The organism is Methanogenium organophilum, from assembly GCF_026684035.1.
Lineage (GTDB): Archaea > Halobacteriota > Methanomicrobia > Methanomicrobiales > Methanomicrobiaceae > Methanogenium > Methanogenium organophilum.
Genome location: NZ_CP113361.1, coordinates 1,587,030 through 1,603,272 on the forward strand (window position 1 = coordinate 1,587,030; position 16,243 = coordinate 1,603,272).

Annotated in this window: 17 protein-coding genes; 9 read left to right on the forward strand and 8 right to left on the reverse strand. The window is 50.3% G+C overall.

The window, feature by feature from the left end; genetic code table 11:
- Positions 1–84: 84 nt before the first annotated feature.
- On the reverse strand, positions 85–762 hold the full coding sequence (locus tag OU421_RS07875; RefSeq protein WP_268185526.1) for a hypothetical protein: 678 nt from the start codon (positions 760–762) through the stop codon (positions 85–87).
- Positions 763–863: 101 nt separating this feature from the next.
- Between OU421_RS07875 and OU421_RS07880 the strand changes: the two genes are divergently transcribed.
- The 3 genes from OU421_RS07880 (at position 864) to OU421_RS07890 (ending at position 3,366) form a co-directional block, all read left to right on the forward strand.
- Complete coding sequence (locus tag OU421_RS07880; protein WP_268185528.1) at positions 864–1,346, forward strand: cation:proton antiporter regulatory subunit; 483 nt, start codon at positions 864–866, stop codon at positions 1,344–1,346.
- 5 nt (positions 1,347–1,351) lie between these two features.
- Complete coding sequence (locus OU421_RS07885) at positions 1,352–2,464, forward strand: cation:proton antiporter (protein WP_268185529.1); 1,113 nt, start codon at positions 1,352–1,354, stop codon at positions 2,462–2,464.
- A 263-nt stretch (positions 2,465–2,727) separates the two neighbouring features.
- Positions 2,728–3,366, forward strand: coding sequence for a helix-turn-helix domain-containing protein (locus tag OU421_RS07890; RefSeq protein ID WP_268185531.1), 639 nt, complete (start codon positions 2,728–2,730; stop codon positions 3,364–3,366).
- Between the two features lie 4 nt (positions 3,367–3,370).
- Here the strand turns inward: OU421_RS07890 and OU421_RS07895 are convergent, their stop codons facing one another.
- From OU421_RS07895 to OU421_RS07905, 3 genes are read right to left on the reverse strand one after another with little or no spacing between them, the layout of a single operon-like run.
- Positions 3,371–3,895: a hypothetical protein gene (locus OU421_RS07895; protein ID WP_268185532.1), complete on the reverse strand. Its 525-nt coding sequence runs from the start codon at positions 3,893–3,895 to the stop codon at positions 3,371–3,373.
- Between the two features lie 14 nt (positions 3,896–3,909).
- On the reverse strand, positions 3,910–4,506 hold the full coding sequence (locus tag OU421_RS07900; RefSeq protein WP_268185534.1) for a nucleic acid-binding protein: 597 nt from the start codon (positions 4,504–4,506) through the stop codon (positions 3,910–3,912).
- Positions 4,503–6,467: a hypothetical protein gene (locus OU421_RS07905; RefSeq protein WP_268185536.1), complete on the reverse strand. Its 1,965-nt coding sequence runs from the start codon at positions 6,465–6,467 to the stop codon at positions 4,503–4,505. The genes OU421_RS07900 and OU421_RS07905 overlap by 4 nt, the downstream gene beginning before the upstream one ends.
- A gap of 181 nt (positions 6,468–6,648) precedes the next feature.
- On the opposite strand from OU421_RS07905, the gene OU421_RS07910 reads away from it, so the two are divergent.
- Positions 6,649–6,840: a DUF1858 domain-containing protein gene (locus tag OU421_RS07910; RefSeq protein ID WP_268185537.1), complete on the forward strand. Its 192-nt coding sequence runs from the start codon at positions 6,649–6,651 to the stop codon at positions 6,838–6,840.
- A 6-nt stretch (positions 6,841–6,846) separates the two neighbouring features.
- Here the strand turns inward: OU421_RS07910 and OU421_RS07915 are convergent, their stop codons facing one another.
- From OU421_RS07915 to OU421_RS07930, 4 genes are all read right to left on the reverse strand, one after another.
- The gene (locus OU421_RS07915; protein WP_268185539.1) at positions 6,847–7,656 is read right to left on the reverse strand and encodes a cysteine-rich small domain-containing protein; all 810 of its coding nucleotides are present in this window, start codon (positions 7,654–7,656) and stop codon (positions 6,847–6,849) included.
- Between the two features lie 155 nt (positions 7,657–7,811).
- Positions 7,812–8,174, reverse strand: coding sequence for an anaerobic ribonucleoside-triphosphate reductase (gene nrdD, locus OU421_RS07920; RefSeq protein ID WP_268185540.1), 363 nt, complete (start codon positions 8,172–8,174; stop codon positions 7,812–7,814).
- 261 nt (positions 8,175–8,435) lie between these two features.
- Positions 8,436–9,071, reverse strand: a complete 636-nt coding sequence (gene pyrF / locus OU421_RS07925; protein WP_268185542.1) for an orotidine-5'-phosphate decarboxylase — start codon at positions 9,069–9,071, stop codon at positions 8,436–8,438.
- A complete protein-coding gene (locus tag OU421_RS07930; RefSeq protein ID WP_268185543.1) occupies positions 9,064–10,017 on the reverse strand; it encodes a deoxyhypusine synthase in 954 nt (317 codons plus the stop codon). The genes pyrF and OU421_RS07930 overlap by 8 nt, the downstream gene beginning before the upstream one ends.
- Before the next feature lie 629 nt (positions 10,018–10,646).
- On the opposite strand from OU421_RS07930, the gene nuoE reads away from it, so the two are divergent.
- The 5 genes from nuoE to OU421_RS07955 all read left to right on the forward strand — a co-directional run bounded on the left by nuoE (position 10,647) and on the right by OU421_RS07955 (position 16,198).
- Complete coding sequence (gene nuoE, locus OU421_RS07935) at positions 10,647–11,087, forward strand: NADH-quinone oxidoreductase subunit NuoE (RefSeq protein ID WP_268187884.1); 441 nt, start codon at positions 10,647–10,649, stop codon at positions 11,085–11,087.
- On the forward strand, positions 11,074–12,945 hold the full coding sequence (locus OU421_RS07940; RefSeq protein WP_268185545.1) for an NADH-ubiquinone oxidoreductase-F iron-sulfur binding region domain-containing protein: 1,872 nt from the start codon (positions 11,074–11,076) through the stop codon (positions 12,943–12,945). Before nuoE ends, OU421_RS07940 begins: the two co-directional genes overlap by 14 nt.
- A complete protein-coding gene (locus OU421_RS07945) occupies positions 12,938–13,681 on the forward strand; it encodes a 2Fe-2S iron-sulfur cluster-binding protein (protein WP_268185546.1) in 744 nt (247 codons plus the stop codon). The genes OU421_RS07940 and OU421_RS07945 overlap by 8 nt, the downstream gene beginning before the upstream one ends.
- Positions 13,682–13,898: 217 nt before the next feature.
- Entirely contained in the window at positions 13,899–14,387 is a 489-nt protein-coding gene (locus tag OU421_RS07950) for a 4Fe-4S dicluster domain-containing protein (protein WP_268185547.1), read from the forward strand.
- Positions 14,387–16,198 carry an aldehyde ferredoxin oxidoreductase family protein gene (locus OU421_RS07955; RefSeq protein WP_268185549.1) on the forward strand — a complete coding sequence of 604 codons (1,812 nt, stop codon included), beginning with the start codon at positions 14,387–14,389 and terminating at the stop codon, positions 16,196–16,198. The genes OU421_RS07950 and OU421_RS07955 overlap by 1 nt, the downstream gene beginning before the upstream one ends.
- Positions 16,199–16,243: the final 45 nt, after the last annotated feature.

Consider the following 16,243-nt stretch of genomic DNA (forward strand, 5'->3'; position numbering starts at 1 on the left):
GGGTGTGAAAAAAGGGGTATGCCGCCAAAAAGAAAATATAGTATCCCGATAGCCGGTTTATCGTGATATTTCCGGAGAGAAGAATTATTTCTGCTGTCTTCGTTTCCACCAGGACAGTCTGAGCCACGCAAGTTCATCCCTGACATATTCTGTCCAGGTGTGGGTCTCTTCTGCGAGCCGGGTGATCCGTGTGTCATTTTGGTCCAGCTGGCTGTCAACATGTGTGATCCAGGTGTCCACTGCTTCCATCTGTTCCTGGATGGCGGCGACCTGTCGTTCAAGCCGGTCGATACGTTCTCCGAATTCTTCCCGGTCTCTGACCATTTTCTCTTCCAGGGAGGTGATACGGTCGGCAAACCGGGAAAACTGCTGCCCCTGCATTGCAACCGTCTGAATGAGATGATTGGGAACACTACCGTGACCTGCCGTTATTTTTTGTTTCTGCACGGTATTCTCATCTTCACGTGTTTTGGAAATGGAACTGAGACGGGACGCAGGCGCGGGTTTCCCTTTGTGTTTTCTGAGCTCTTCTGAATGTCTTGTTTGCGCGGTTTTTTGTCCTGCCTGCTTCTTTTGTTCTTCATCAGCGATTGCCGTAAATACATCTGCTGCCCGTTCGTCGTATACCTGAATTCTTCCTACCTGCCGGGAAGATATCCGGTTGCCATGGCGGTGTGCGATATCATGTACCTGTTCTTCAGAGAGCCCTGTCATCTCTGCAATATCTGCTGCCTTCAGCTTTTTTCCGGGTATCTGTTTCATTGATTGTCTCCTCGGGTGCATTGCACACAAAACGGCCCTGCTAACACGTTGAGTACTTCTGTACCGGTATACATTAATGCTCTCGTCCCGTATTCTGAGGTATGGGGTTCTTTCACCAGGTGCTTCCCGGCATCGGGACGAAATATGAACTGGAGACAGATAGCGGAGACATTATTTCTGTCATCTTCATGGCAAACGGCAGGGTTCAGCTGTACACCCAGCCGGCACGATGTCCGGAATGTTATGCCGCAGATCTAAATCCAATGGAGACACGCCGATTGGGGAATGTCCTTACCGGCGCCATTATGGAGGCGGAGGAGGAAGGGGTGGAGATTGCATTCTCCGCTCTGGCAGATCTCAGGATTGTGGTACACACCTATATCATCGGTGCGAAACTCGCCGGAAAGGCAATCAGTGATCTCGATATCCGTTCCCGCACCGGAGTGACCGTCCTCGCGGTTTCACGTGATGGGAAAAATACGGTGAATCCGCGTCCGGATTTCAGATTTATTTCGGGAGATGCTGTTGTCGTTATCGGAGAATCCGACCAGATCCGTGCATTTGAGCAGGAGTTTATGGAGTAAACCGGATGGAAGGAATTGCCGTTGCACTGGCAGTATGTGTAGGAGTGGCACTCATTTGCCGCCGATATGCTATTCCGCCCATTCCCTTTTATATCATCACTGGTCTGCTCTTAGGGACTGCGGGCCTTGGTGTTGTGCATTCGTCTGAGGTTTCTGAATGGATCGCCCACATGGGTCTCTTGTTCCTGCTCTTCACGATGGGTCTTCATCTTCACCCGGGTGAGGTTGCGAAGCGGCGCAGCTCGTTTCTGAAGGCAGGAATTATTGATCTCTGCATTAATTTTTCTGCTGGGTTTGCGGTCGCATTTATCATTGGGTTGCCACTCTATGATGCGGTGGTGCTCGCAGGTGCATTTTATATTTCAAGTTCCGCAATCGCGCTCTCATCGCTTATTGATAACCGTAAACTTGGGTTTCGGGAATCTGATACGGTTATCTGGCTGATGGTCTTTGAGGATATTATACTCGTTGCACTGCTGATTATGTTAGCCTCACAGGACGTGTCCCCCCTTCGCACAATAGGAATTATCCTCTGTGTGGCAGTGGCTGCCTTTACCTTTGCATGGAAATTCAGGGGTCATCTCCACCAGTTCTTTGCACGGGAAGATGAACTTCCAATACTGGTAGTTTTTCTCAGTGTTGTGCTCGCCGTCGCCATCGCTGGTGTGACCGGTGTACCTGACAGCCTGCTTGTCATCATTCTTGGTTCAGCCATATCACTTGTCGCATCAGAACGTGCAGAAGCGGTCGCCCGCCCGTTCAGAGAGGTGTTCCTGGTTGTATTTTTTGTCTTTTTTGGGATATCTGTCAGTTTTTCCGGTGCACCATCGCTGATTCTCCTCGCATCTGTGATTATTCTTGCAATTGTCACCAAGTTCTGTTCAGGGGTTTTAATCGGGAAAGTTATTCATGGAAGAGCTCTCTCCGGAATTGATATATGGGCAGATACGACATCACGGGGAGAATTTTCTATTCTTCTGGCACTGTTATACGGGTCATCTGCTGTCGTCCCTGTCGTTGCTGCCCTCGTGGTTGTAACATCATGTGTTGGTTCATTCACCGGAAAATATAGCATACGTATCCGGCGGTGGTTTGGGGGTATCACTGCCGGAAAATAATCCCGGTTACCTGCAATTTTTATTTTTATTGCAGTAGGTATCCCAGGATTAATGGGGTTTCTTTCCTGTTCGTTGTGAATAGCATGATGAGAGGGTATCAAAATATGGGGAATATCTTGCTGAATGTCTTCTTTGGGAGTGAATCTGTTACTGTTGTATGCATTTGCCTGAAATAGCGATGGCTTGTTTTGCCATTTAAATCCTACAAAATTTATTTATATGGTTATTGAAGAATATACCATATCCTCCTATGATGTGATAATATGAAACAACAGTCAGTGGTGTATCTGAACAGTCGTAAACCCGCTGATTTTGAGAAACAAAAAGTTGATATTGAAAATTTTTGCAAATATCGGTTTGAGATTGAGCGGATATTTCATGATAATCAGTCTCCTTTCATTCCTGCGTCAAATCGTTCCGAATTCATTGAAATGGTTAATTACTGTGCGGAAAAAGGCATTTCGAATATCATTTTTTATGATCTGGATACAACGCTGAAGATCCCTGATGTTTTCATTAGTGAGCTTTCCATCGTTTTAGAAAGGGGGTATATCCCATACTGGGCCCGCGGCGATTTTATTTCAGGAAGGTATGATTCTGATGAACGGAGGGAAGCTGTAAATGCATTTTCCCGGTATCTTGAACAGTTTGCCGCCCAGAATGGTCTTGAAAATCGGATAAAAAAACGATCCGGTGTTTCCACCCGCAGGCCCGGTCGTCCGGCAGCCCTGGATGAGAAGGGGATATCTGATCTTCTGGCAGCACGGCGGTCAGGAAAGACAATTGGTGAAGTGTGCCGTATCTTTGGTGTTTCCCGTAGCACGGTGAGCAAGATCCTTCGTGATTATCCGGAACTGAAAGGAGAATGGAAGGGCCCTGTTTCTCCGGGAAAACGGAACTGATTAATTAAAACAGACGATATATGCAGAAATTCTTATAGCGGTGTTCACGCTGGTCATAATCTGCGAGAATGTTTGGCCGGTTTCCCAGTTCAAGCATTCGTGAAGTAAGTGTCTCCATTCCGCAGGTACGATTAATAATTGCACGCAGCTCATCATTGACATGAAAGAGCGGCTCTTTCCCGATAGCTTCTATTGCATCTGATGGATATGCATCAATACCAAAATATTCAAAGATTGATTCCAGCGCGATAACCCATACACGTTCGGAGATTGCTTTTTGTGCTGCCTGTTCCGCTTCCTCTTCGCTGAGGACCAGGTATGCCTGTATTCCATCGCAGTAATATGCGTGGTAGCCATAGAGTCTGCCCGTCGATTGTGTGATGCGACCCGCTGATACACCAAGGAAACTCGCCAGTATCTCCGTTTGTGATTGGGGCTCTTTTGGGTTCAGTAAATCATCACCTGGGGGGGTTGGATTGAATGCTACAGATCTGCCTGGATGTGGTCTTATAGTATCAATATGACACACAGGAAAAAAAGGTTTTAGAATGTAATCCGCTGGAGTGCATGGAGTGCCATCTGGCGGTAGGTTTCCGGGTCGTTTGCATAGAATTCCCGTGCTTTTTTGCTGTCTTCGGTCTCCCCAAAGGCATCCGCACGGTCAAGTGTCTGGGCTGCCGTTTCATCCACCCATTTCCGGTAGGTGTCCTCGTCAATCTCTGCAACCGTTTCTGCCCGAATAGAGACAAAGGTTGCACCGTCAGGAGTATTGCGTGCCTGTGCCTTTCCAACGACCGCCACCCAGGCACTCTCATCAATTCGTGAGATCTGTTGTTTTGCCTCAGGCTGGTAACTGCCGGCGTTCACAAAGAATATCCCGGTCGGGTCCTGCACACGCACCGAGTAAAATGCATTTTCGTCTCCTTTCAGCTCTTTACGTATCATCTGTCCGCAGAAAAAGAGACGGTTGGAGCGGATTCCGCTGGGAAGCATCACATAGACCGGACTTTTCTCATCTTCCCCGTCTTTAAAGGTGAGGCGGATTTCCCGGACTTCCGCTGCAAATGCTCTGCGTGCGGGTTCACGGATATAGCGGCGTTGTGTGTTTGCAGGTGTTGTTGTTTGTGTTGGTGTACTCATGAGTGATCCCCTCCTGTCTGACCTTCGGCCCGGTTGATGAGCATCGCATGTTCTCCCTGGTCGTAGGTTACCAGGGCGACAGTATCGGAGTCACGGACAAGGACGGTTCCGTCAATATTCGGACCATTGCAAGAGATGTATCGTCCCATCAGACGTTCCTGGAACTGCATGAAGACATCATCCGGCCCAAGTGGTGAATTTTCTGCAATTTCAATTGCTTTTTCAAGGGTTAGGCCTGTTACCTTTTCGACAGCTTCTCGTTGCATGATGATATTTGTTGCAGTGATACCGTCATCAACAACACCGGTAATCCTGAGGTCATAGCGGAAATCCTGCTGCATTTCATGAACCGGGCAGAAATTCTGACGCGAAAGTGCACGGTTGCATCCTTCAACCCTGCAGCGTTTGATCAGGCCTGACCCCGTACTCATGTGAACAACCGCACCGACAATTGTTTCATTGCGTCCGTCACTTCCGATTTCAATGTCCGCTCCTTCTTCCTCAAGAATGGTTGCCCCGGAAAGATTGAGAGAATATCGTTCGTTGTATTCCTCAACACCTGCATAATAGATGCTGTAGACGCGGTCTTCCTCAAGTGTGATCTCCTCTGCACTCTCGTCCCTGTTCTTCCAGATGATAAATTTCATCCGGTCGGTTTCATCACCGACAAGACCGGTCTGGAGCATCCGGTCCGTTCGCACTTCCCAGTTGGTGAGCATTTTTACGCGGACGCAGGCGACCCCTGGAGTGAGGTCTGCGAGGGGGGTGACAACTGGCATCAGAGCACGGTCCTCTGCAATTGGGGTGATGGTTGTGCCGGAGTGAATCTTCATATTGGGGGCACCCCGGAATTCGTCGATGGTTGCGTTCTCCAGTCTGTACCACTTGTGTTCTTCAAGCGGTTCTGCACCTGCTTTTTCCCAGATGACAAATTCCATTGCACCGCTTGGGTCTGCGATAATACCCTTCTGTGCAATGGCAGGGCTGGGGGATGGCTGAAGGGCTACAATTTTTCCTTCGACAGTCACCCAGTCGTTTGGCTTTGCGGATCCAATCTCGCCGACGGTATCCGGACTGCCTGATGTGGTATTCAGTGATTCCGCCATTTCATCCGCTGCTGATGCCACCGTATTCCCGGTATCAGTGATTGGAGTTACTTTAGTACCTGAATGGAGCTTGAGATTCATCTTTTCTTTAAAGCTATCAGCAACAGCCGACTCAATTCTGTACCATTTTTCTTCTTCCAGTGGTGGAAGTTCTGATTTACTCCAGATGACAAATTCAATCGCATCAGTTGCATCTGCAATAATTCCCCGTTGTGAAATCGCAGGATTTCCCCCTTCTGATGTTTTCGTCACCTTTCCTTCAATAGTGACCCACTCATCAGGATTGAGTGATGCGATGGTTCTCAGTTCAGACGAATCTGCAGACGTACCGGTCATCCTTTCGGCAATTTTGTGCCAGTCCTGGCTGACAATCCTGCTCATCCCAGGCACCGGGACAACATTTGTACCGGAGTGTAGTTTGACATTGAGATTATCCCTGAATTCATCTGTAACACAGGATTCAATTCTATACCATGCATTTTCTTCAAGAGCTGGTATCTGTGCCTTCTCCCAGATAACAAATTCAATGGCACCGCTTTCGTCTGCAATAATTCCCCGCTGAGCGATTGCAGGATTTCCTCCGGCAGTGACCATCACAACTTTTCCTTCAATGGTGGCCCAGTCGTTTGCCTGAAGTTCTGCGATCTGCTTTTTATCTTCTGCTTCACGTTTCGGGGTGATCTGCTGTTCACGCATCACTTCATTTGTGACCTGGCGTTCGGCGTCTTCTGCCGGGATAAGAAACTCATTGATAAGAAGGCGAAGTTTTGCCGCAATCTTTTCTGTTTCCGGCGTGCCCCCCCGTTCTTCAATTGTTCTGGAGATTCTTTCTGCTGTTTGGGTAATTTGATCCATTTTCCATCTCCGTGGTTTTTTTAATTATCTAAGTGTTCATCATGCGATACATAATACCTGATTGGTTTGAACATTTTGTATCCATACCTAATGATTAATACCTCGCCGTGGAGGGTGAAAGTGAATTTGCGAAAGCAATATGATATAATAATAAATACTCCGGATGTCAAAGAGAAATGCCATGACTGTTACCGCAGACAGTACAATTGCAGATGTATTAAGAGAGAAACCAGAAGCAGCAGATATCCTATTCAGATTTGGTATGGGATGTATCGGTTGCGCTCTTGCAAATGGAGAATCTTTACGACAGGCAGCCCTTGGTCACGGGATCCCTCTTGATGAGCTCCTTGAAGCTTTGGGTATGGAAGAATAAGAAATATTATTGGTAATTATTCTCTTTTTTGTGTATATTTTTCAGTTCTTCGGCTGATGCCTCTGGATGTAGTGTAAGGTATTCTGCTACAACGGGTTCATGTACAAGAGTGCATCCTTCGCAGGACCATATTCTCCCGCCGTTCTCGCGCTCAAGCCATTTTCCCAGTGTTTTGTCGCCGCAAGGGTATAGCGGGCAGTAACAAAAGTCACATATTTGCTCTTTGCTGGACGGATGGCAGGGGTAATAGGGACATCCTTCTGGATTCCATCGCGTCCACCGCTCGCCGCCAATAGAACTGTGAATATAGAATGGCGGCCTTCTCATGGATTCTGTCTCATGGGGCGCCCAGGTTTCGGGAATACCGTATGTGATTGTTTCATATACCAATGCCTGTGCCCGTTTTATCCGTTCTTGTTCATTCTTTGATTCTTCCATTTCCTCACAGCAGATCAGTATGGTATTCGCTTCTGCTTCAGTTTCAGAAAACCCCGCGGAGATAAATGCCTGATCTCGTGCATCCTTTGCAGTACGCAGAAGTGCCCGGAGTCCCTCTTCAGGGAGCGGTTCGCGTGAATTAACAATGACTGTTACCGGGCCGGGCTGGTTATTTGACCCAACCGGTTGTGAATGGATGAAGACCATAATGCCGTCGTAGGCAAAGACGCGAAAATTGTCTACGGATGTTGTGACGTGCAGACCGACTATGTCAGTACCATATCCGTTTTTCCTGAGAATCCTCTGAAAAAAAGATTGAGAATCTTCCTTTGTACTGGTATGATGCAGATGAGCTGCGATGACGGTCGATAGGCGCATACCTCCCTCTCCTCTATGCTGTGCACCAGACATAATCGCAGTGAATGGACCCCGTATAACGAATGCTCCGTCCCGGAGAAAATATCGCATATAACTATACTTCGTATCAAAAATAAAAAACACTGTGGATATAAAACAATTAAATGTAAATGAAATCAGGCTACGTTGTAGCGGGCCCGGTCTTTAAGTTCCTGCTGCTTGCCCTGGTTCCATCCGGCCACATCTGCAAGATAGCCGGTCACCCGGGATACCTGAGACACGTCATGGCTACCGCATTCAGGACAAACGGCCTGACCACAGAGTGGGCAGTATTCAATCGTTTCAGTGATATTGTGGGTGCAGTGGCAGTGGTCGAGCGGGCACATTATCTCCAGTTGTGTTTCGCCGCAGCAGGGGCATGGAGTTTCATCGACAACGTGGTGACAGGTGTGGCATTTGTACCTGCGTTCTTCAACAGGAATATCTTCAAGAGTAGAGTACTTTTTCTTCAGAGCAAGTTGTTCGGATGTCCAGTTCATAGAAATATTCTCAGCAACCGGGACGATAAAAGTATGGGTGTCACTCATGGTAATGCCCCTGAATTATGCGGCATTATCCTGAACTCCTCTTTTCCCGCAGTTTGCGTAATTAATTTCTCTTTGCATGCCGGATAAAAATCATCCGCAGATTTCTTCGGGAGGAATACTGCTAAATTACCATCCAAAAAGGGTTTGCCTCAGGTGACTCATAGGGTTCATCACCTGCCGGCCGTTATGGCCCGCATCAGAATCGGTCACTCATCATCGGCGGAATCGGGCATAAGTACGTGCTGCCTCTGCCGGATCCTCTGCAGTGTAAATACTCCTGCCGACGATCATGCCATCGATCAGCGGGGCAATGGTTTCGGGATCTCCACCCTGTGCACCGACACCGGGAGACAGGATCTTCTTATCGCCGATGATCGCACGTAGGGTCTGCACACGTTCCGGGCGTGTAGCCGGTGCAATGATGCCGTGCGCCCCGGCGTCTACCGCCATCTGTGCCAGCAGTTCAGCATTCTTTCCGCTCAGGAATTCAAGGGCTCCGGGATGACTCATCTCCGCCACAACATAACATTCTCCCCCGGCGTCATCTGCGGCCTCCACGCAGGCAGCAACAGAGTCACTCCCGCAGAATCCCTGGCAGATGATCGCAAAAAATCCGGCGGCAAAGACCTGCTGTGCAATCAGACTGTTGGTGTTCGGGATATCGGCCACCTTAAAGTCGGCGATAAGAGGGATCCCGAATTCACTCAGGGGTGCTGCAATATCAAGCCCTGCCGCGAGCACCAGCGGGTAGCCTATCTTTATCGCATCGAGATGAGGTGCTGCAGCTTCTGCCACGCTGAGCGCCTCCTCGCGGGAGAGCACGTCCAGGGCAAGGATCAGATCAGGCATGGGACATCCGCTCCCGCACGGCCGCAATTATTAGCGGCAGGGTGATGGTCGCATCACCATAGACGGTCTGTGCATGTGCTTCACCGGTCACCTTTCCCCATGACTTTGCTTCGTCCAGTGTTGCACCGGAAAGCCCGCCAAGATCAGGTCGGTCACCGGTTAACTGGACTGCGTAGTCAAAGCCATTTGGCGTCATGAGCATACTCTGGAATATATAGTTTTTCGGTACACCACCGCCGATCAGGAATGCGCCTGCCCGCTTTGCGTTGAAACAGGTGTCCATCAGTCCGTTCATATCACCAAATGCGTCAATTGTCACTTTATGCATCTGGTTGAAGAGCCAGTACTGCAGACCGATCATTGAGTCCTGAATGGCGGGGCAGTAGACCGGAATGTCTGCCTCTGCCGCTGCGGCAAGAATGCCGGTGTCAAGGTGTTCGCCGATGTGGCGCAGGAGGCCGGATATTGAAAGGGTTGTTCCGTCCTCAAGCTCTCCGAGTGTCTCCTGCATGAACTCCTCAAAGGTTACAAAGGCGTCTGATGGCAGGAAGATGTCGTAGATACGATTTATTTCCTCTTCAAAGAGTTCATCATCATCACAGATCTCGGTGCCGTGGTAATGGTGGCATCCGATGGCCTCGATAGTGTCATGCGTCAGGTTGGCACCGGTTGATACCAGTACATCAATGTACCCGTCACGGATGAGGTCCTCCACAATTCCCCCCATGCCACCGGGAACCATTGCCCCTGCAAGACCCAGAAACCGTGTTGTATCTGCATCGGAAAACATTTCTGTGCAGATGTCGGTTGCCCGTGCAAGATATCCTGCATTATACGCTCCGGCATTCCCCAGTTCTTCCACAAGTTCAGCCACTGTCATGCCTGCCCTGACCCGCGCCTGTATGACCGGGCTGGTGCAGGCGGTCTTCCCGTTCTCACCGTGCATATAAACTGATTATGTTATTGGCTGGATACTGCATTAAACGAATGGGCACCGGAAAATATGAATGGTATGGGGGGCTGGATTATCAGGCACAGGCAATCCCACCTAACTGAAGGGGACCTGTGCCAGCGGGTATCGTTTTTCCTGTCAGCACTCTTCTTCGACAGCCACCCTGTATCAGGAATCAGCCATACTGAATATAATTTCCTTCGAGGCGGTGTACCGGATTGAATCCTACATCCACAACTGTCTCTGCGCCGGATATACCCGGCAGCGTCTGTGTGGCAGTAAATAAGATACGAACCGGTGTTTTTATCCGTAGTCTTCAGTTCTCTCTTAAGAGGTGCAAGCAGCATGTTCACCCTACCGGCAATGTGTCCTTCTGGCAATACCGGTGATACATCAACCGCCAGCGTAGAGGCTTTTTGTGCAATAATGACACGGTCTCAGCAGCCATATCCGTGTAACAGGAAACGGAATTGCCCCATGTCCTGGTTCCCGGTATGCAACAATAGGCATGGGACTTGTTTGGGTTCAGTACCGGGTGACAGGAAGCAAGGATTAATGTGTGTTTATCATGCAACTGACAGTGTATGAGGTGGTGAAAGACGGAATCTCTTACTAAGTCAATAATAGCATCATATCCCGCACAACCACGCTATCTGCTTGCAATTCTCCAGGATGTTCAGGAGAAAGAGCATTACATCTCTGTTGATGTGATGCGGTCAGTTGCCGCGTACCTGAATGTACCTGAAAGCCGGGTTTACAGCGTTGCCACGTTCTACAAGGCACTCAGCCTTGTTCCTCTCGGAAAGAACGTCATAAAAATGTGTGACGGCACGGCATGCCATATCCGTGGATCGCCTGAGGTGCTGAAAGCATTTGAGAAGGAACTGGGAATCAAAAACGGGGAGACAACTGAAGATGGCATGTTCACATTGCAGACAGTAAACTGTCTGGGTGCCTGTGCACTTGCACCGGTAGTGACTATAAATGATCGCGTCTTTGGGAAGGTCAGGGTAAAAGATGTGCCTGGTATCATCCAGGAGGTTCTTGAAGATGAAACTGAATAGTCCGAAAGCACTTGATGAATATCGTAATTCTCTCCCCCCGAGAGGAGGGGGTGCTCCCATACGTATACGTGTCTGTGCCGGTACCGGCTGTCTCGCAAGTGGAAGTCAGGCGGTCTATGATGCATTTGTATCAGAGGCGGAGAACCATGGCATGGAAGTTGGTGTTGATTTCGCTGCTGATACCACCGGATGCCATGGCTTCTGTGAGAACGGACCGATTGTGCAGATCGATCCGGTCAATATTTTCTACCAGCATGTAACCCCGGATGATGTCCCGGAGATATTTGAGAAGACGATTGTGGGAGGTGAACCTGTTCAGCGCCTGCTCTACCGGGATGCGGCAACCAAAACGCGGTGCAAAAGCGAAGAGGAAATACCCTTCTATGCCCATCAGCAGAGAATTGTCCTCCAGCGGACCGGGCATGTCGACCCGACCGATATCAATGACTACATACGTGAGGGTGGCTATGCAGGCCTTGCAAAAGCGCTCTCAATGTCGCCAAAAGATGTTGTGGATGAGGTCATTGCCTCCGGCCTCCGGGGACGTGGCGGCGGTGGATTCCCGACCGGAGTGAAATGGGAGTCCGCCCGGATTGTGGAAGCCGAACAAAAATATGTGGTCGCAAACGGAGACGAGGGTGACCCCGGCGCCTTCATGAACCGGAGTCTCATGGAAGGAGACCCCCACAGTGTCATTGAAGGCATGATCATCGGTGCCTTTGCAGTCGGGGCAGGCAGCGGGCATATCTATGTCCGTGAAGAGTACCCCCTCGCCGTATCCAATCTCAGGCGGGCAATCGAGGAAGCGCAGCGTCTTGGCCTCTTAGGCACCGACATTCTCGGAAGCGGGTTTGCCTTCGATATCGAGATCACCCGTGGCGGTGGTGCCTTTGTCTGCGGGGAATCAACCGCACTGATGGCATCCATTGAAGGCATGCCGGGCGTCCCGCGGGTGAAATACATCCGTTCCACAGAAAAAGGGCTCTGGGATGCCCCTGCGTTGCTCAATAATGTGGAGACATGGTCCGATATTCCCACGATTATCCTCAACGGTGCGGCATGGTATGCGGGAATCGGGATTGAGAATAACAGCGGAACCAAGGTCTTCTCGCTTGTCGGCAAGGTAAAAAACAGCGGTCTTGTTGAAGTGCCGCTGGGAATTCCCCTGCGCAGCATTATCTTTGACATCGGCGGCGGGGTGATGAACAACCGTGCATTCAAGGCGGTGCAGTCCGGCGGTCCCTCAGGCGGGTGTCTGCCGGAGTCCAAACTGGACACTCTGGTCGACTTTGATCATCTGAAAGAGGCAGGGGCCATGATGGGGTCCGGCGGCCTCATCGTCATGGATGACCACACCTGCATGGTCAATGTAGCCAGTTACTTTATCGATTTCCTTGTGGGAGAGTGTTGCGGAAAATGTACTCCCTGCCGGGAAGGTCTGCGTGCCATGCAGGTGCTTCTTCACGGCCTGACATCGGGAACGGCCAAACCCGGTGACGTGGCTCTTCTGAAAGAGATCGCAGAATCCGTACGCGACACTGCTCTCTGTGGTCTGGGCCAGACATCAGCGAATCCGGTGCTCTCGACGATGAAGTTCTTCATGGAGGAATATGAGGAGCATGAGAAGGAAGGGTTCTGCCGGGCAGGAGTTTGTTCCGGTCTCTATGCGGTTGCAGTCGATCCGGAAACCTGCACCGGATGTGGGATGTGTGCACGGGTTTGCCCGGCGAATGCCATAACCGGTGAAAAAAAGCAGGTGCACCTGGTGGACCAGGAAGCCTGTATTACCTGCGGGTCCTGTGTGGATGCCTGCCGGTTTAATGCTATTCTCATTGAACGGAGGAAGGCCGATGACTGAGATGATTGAGATTACCATTGACGGGAAGAAGGTAACCGTTGAAAAAGGAACAAAGATTCTTGCAGCGGCTAAAGAGCTGGGTATTGAAATTCCCACCCTCTGCCATCATGAGGCCCTCCCTCCCGATGGCAACTGCCGCCTCTGTCAGGTAGAAGTGGAAGAACGGGGAAAGCGAAAGCTGGCAGTCGCCTGCATGTATCCGGTCCGTGGACCGATGGAGATATTTACCGATACTGACCGGGTAATGGATGCACGGCGGTCGGTGATCCGGCTTCACCTGAACCGGTGTCCGCAGGCAACTATCCTGCAGGACCTTGCCCGTGAATATGACGTGGAACCGCTGGATGAACGATTTGTTGTGGAGCATGACGATCTCTGTATCCGGTGTGGACGTTGTGTAAGGGCCTGTACGGCACTTGGCAACAACTGCCTCAGTTTTGCAGGGAGGGGGTGGGATCGAACCATCGTGCCGCCATTCAATGAACCCCCGGTAGGATGTGTTGGCTGTGCCGCCTGTGCAGAGGTCTGCCCGACGGGTGCGATAAAGGTCCGTGAAGAGGGGAATATCCGTGAGATCTGGGGCCGGGAATTCAGGCTTGTCCGCTGTCCGGACTGTGGGGAATACTTTGCGACCGAAGAACAGCTTGAGAAAGCAGACACCTTTGGAGCGGGGATTCCTGAACTCTGCCCCCGGTGCCGGAAACGGGATGAGGCAGAGCGCATAATAAACCCGTAATGGAGGGAACTCAGAAATTCCTTTTTTTTGTTCATTCCATTAACCTGAGGTTCCTGTAAATTATTGATAATTTACACATTTCTGGTTTTTTTTAAATTTGGGCCATAATCGTCCGTTTTTTTTTGGATGCAGACATGAATACATTAATCTATGTTGTCGGGATATGTGACGTTTGTAATGATCTGATTATAGAATCCGTTACAGGAGTTGAAATCCAATGGAAAATGCCAGAAAACTGCTGATGATCGCACCCGAGAAGTGTATCAGCTGCGGAACATGCGAACTGGCCTGTTCCCTTGCCCATGAAGGGGAATTCAGACCTTCCAAATCACGAATAACAGTATACCGGTTTGAGATGGGAGTCACCATCCCGATGACCTGCTTCCAGTGTGACAGTCCTGCCTGTGTTGCAGCGTGCAGAACCAATGCACTGGTAAAGGATACCGAAAGCGGAATTGTCAATATCAACAGAGAAAAATGCATCGGATGCAGGATGTGTGAGATGGCCTGTCCGTTTGGCAATATTGCATACAATGCGGTCACAAAGACACCAATGAAGTGTGATCTCTGTGGCGGAGACCCGGAATGTGCGAAATACTGCCCGACACATGCCATTGAGTATGTACCTGCAGATGCAGCAGTTTCCAAAAAGAAGTTTAATTTTTCAGCAAAAATTGCTGCAGCAATTGGGGAGGGGAATATATAATGTACGGCTGGACAGGCACAGTGCTGCGTGTGAATCTCACGGAAGGCACAGTAATCAAGGAACCCCTGAGAACAGGTGATGCAAACGAGTATATCGGAGGTCGTGGCCTCGGCTCAAAGTACTTTATGGACGAAGTTGATCCGACAATCGATGCACTGGGACCGGAAAACAAGCTCATTTATGCGACCGGACCCCTGACCGGGACGATGGGTATCTCCACAGGACGCCATGACATCATTGCAAAGGGTCCTCTGAATGACACCCTTGCAGCATCCAACTCCGGCGGGTATTTTGGCCCGGAAATCAAGTATGCCGGATACGATATGGTCATATTCGAAGGGAAGGCAGAAAAACCGGTCTATGTCTATGTCTACAATGGCAGTGTTGAGATCCGCGATGCAGCACATCTCTGGGGTAAAAATGTCCCGGATACAACGGATCTTCTGCTTGCAGAGACAGACCCTGACGCAAAGGTCAGTTGTATCGGACCTGCAGGGGAGAATCTGGTCCTTTTTGCGGCCATCATCAATGACAAACACCGTGCCGCAGGAAGGACCGGTATCGGTGCGGTGATGGGGTCAAAGAACCTTAAAGGATTTGTCGTCCGTGGAACCGGCGGAGTAAAGATAGCTGACAAGGCCGGTTTTATCAAAGCCATCCAGGACGGGCGTACAAAGATAACCGAAAACCCGGTCACATCCGGTGGTCTCCCGGCATTTGGCACAAATGTGCTCGTCAATATTATCAATGAAGTGGGAGCACTCCCCACCCGCAACTGGCAGGAGTCGTACGATACAGAAGCGGATAAGATCAGTGGTGAAACCCAGGCAAAAGAGAATCTCGCCAGTGCCAAGGGGTGCGCCGGCTGTGTTGTTGGCTGTGGGCGTGTTGAAAAGGCCCACGGAAAATTCGCCTCATCCGGTGAGGGCCCTGAGTACGAGACGACATGGGCTTTTGGATCTGACTGCGGTGTATCTGATGTCAATGCAGTCCTGAAGGCAAATTTCCTCTGCAATGACCTGGGTCTTGATACGATCTCGATGGGCAGCACCATCGCCTGTGCGATGGAGCTCTATGAGAAGGGAATCATCGACCGTTCGACGACACTCACTGACCTCCGGTTTGGAAACGCGGATGCCATGGTTGAGATGGTCGAAGCGACAGCGTACCGGAAAGGGTTTGGCAATGACCTTGCCGAAGGTTCATACCGGCTGGCGGATACCTACGGTCACTCCGAACTCTCGATGACCGTGAAAAAGCAGGAGATGCCTGCCTACGACCCGCGTGCCATTCAGGGCATCGGGCTTGAATATGCCACATCAAACCGCGGTGGTTGCCATGTCAGGGGATACACGATCTCTCCCGAAGTGCTCGGCCTTCCGATGAAGATGGACCCTGCGACAACAGAGGGGAAACCTGATATCCTGAAGATATTCCAGGACCTGACTGCAGCACTCTCTGCCTCAGGCACCTGTCTCTTCACCTCCTTTGCGATTGGCGGTGACGATATTGCTGCCGAACTCACGGCAGCAACCGGTGTCACCTACACCGCAGACGACATCATGAAGATCGGTGAACGGATCTACAATCTGGAACGCCTTTTCATCATGAAGGCGGGATACACCGGGGCAGATGACACGCTTCCGCCCCGTCTGCTCAATGACCCCATCCCTGCAGGACCTTCCAAAGGCACGGTGAGCCATATCGGTGAGATGATGCCGGTCTACTATGACGAACGCGGCTGGGATGAAAACGGTGTGCCAACAAATGAAAAACTTGAAGAGCTGGGCCTCACCGCCTATGCTCTCTGAAATTTCCTCTTTTTTATTCCGGGACTGTCCTGACTGACATACTCC

Bases quoted from the DNA above. Each gene is read 5' to 3' on its own strand.
- OU421_RS07930 (WP_268185543.1), bottom strand. From the start codon at position 10,017: ATGCACGGTGAGAACGGGAAGACCGCCTGCACCAGCCCGGTCATACAG.
- nrdD (WP_268185540.1), bottom strand. From the start codon at position 8,174: ATGAACTGGACATCCGAACAACTTGCTCTGAAGAAAAAGTACTCTACT.
- pyrF (WP_268185542.1), bottom strand. From the start codon at position 9,071: ATGCCTGATCTGATCCTTGCCCTGGACGTGCTCTCCCGCGAGGAGGCG.
- OU421_RS07940 (WP_268185545.1), top strand. From the start codon at position 11,074: ATGAAACTGAATAGTCCGAAAGCACTTGATGAATATCGTAATTCTCTC.
- OU421_RS07905 (WP_268185536.1), bottom strand. From the start codon at position 6,467: ATGGATCAAATTACCCAAACAGCAGAAAGAATCTCCAGAACAATTGAA.
- OU421_RS07950 (WP_268185547.1), top strand. From the start codon at position 13,899: ATGGAAAATGCCAGAAAACTGCTGATGATCGCACCCGAGAAGTGTATC.
- OU421_RS07915 (WP_268185539.1), bottom strand. From the start codon at position 7,656: ATGCGCCTATCGACCGTCATCGCAGCTCATCTGCATCATACCAGTACA.
- OU421_RS07945 (WP_268185546.1), top strand. From the start codon at position 12,938: ATGACTGAGATGATTGAGATTACCATTGACGGGAAGAAGGTAACCGTT.
- OU421_RS07875 (WP_268185526.1), bottom strand. From the start codon at position 762: ATGAAACAGATACCCGGAAAAAAGCTGAAGGCAGCAGATATTGCAGAG.
- OU421_RS07885 (WP_268185529.1), top strand. From the start codon at position 1,352: ATGGAAGGAATTGCCGTTGCACTGGCAGTATGTGTAGGAGTGGCACTC.
- OU421_RS07890 (WP_268185531.1), top strand. From the start codon at position 2,728: ATGAAACAACAGTCAGTGGTGTATCTGAACAGTCGTAAACCCGCTGAT.
- OU421_RS07900 (WP_268185534.1), bottom strand. From the start codon at position 4,506: ATGAGTACACCAACACAAACAACAACACCTGCAAACACACAACGCCGC.
- OU421_RS07880 (WP_268185528.1), top strand. From the start codon at position 864: ATGGGGTTCTTTCACCAGGTGCTTCCCGGCATCGGGACGAAATATGAA.
- OU421_RS07910 (WP_268185537.1), top strand. From the start codon at position 6,649: ATGACTGTTACCGCAGACAGTACAATTGCAGATGTATTAAGAGAGAAA.
- OU421_RS07955 (WP_268185549.1), top strand. From the start codon at position 14,387: ATGTACGGCTGGACAGGCACAGTGCTGCGTGTGAATCTCACGGAAGGC.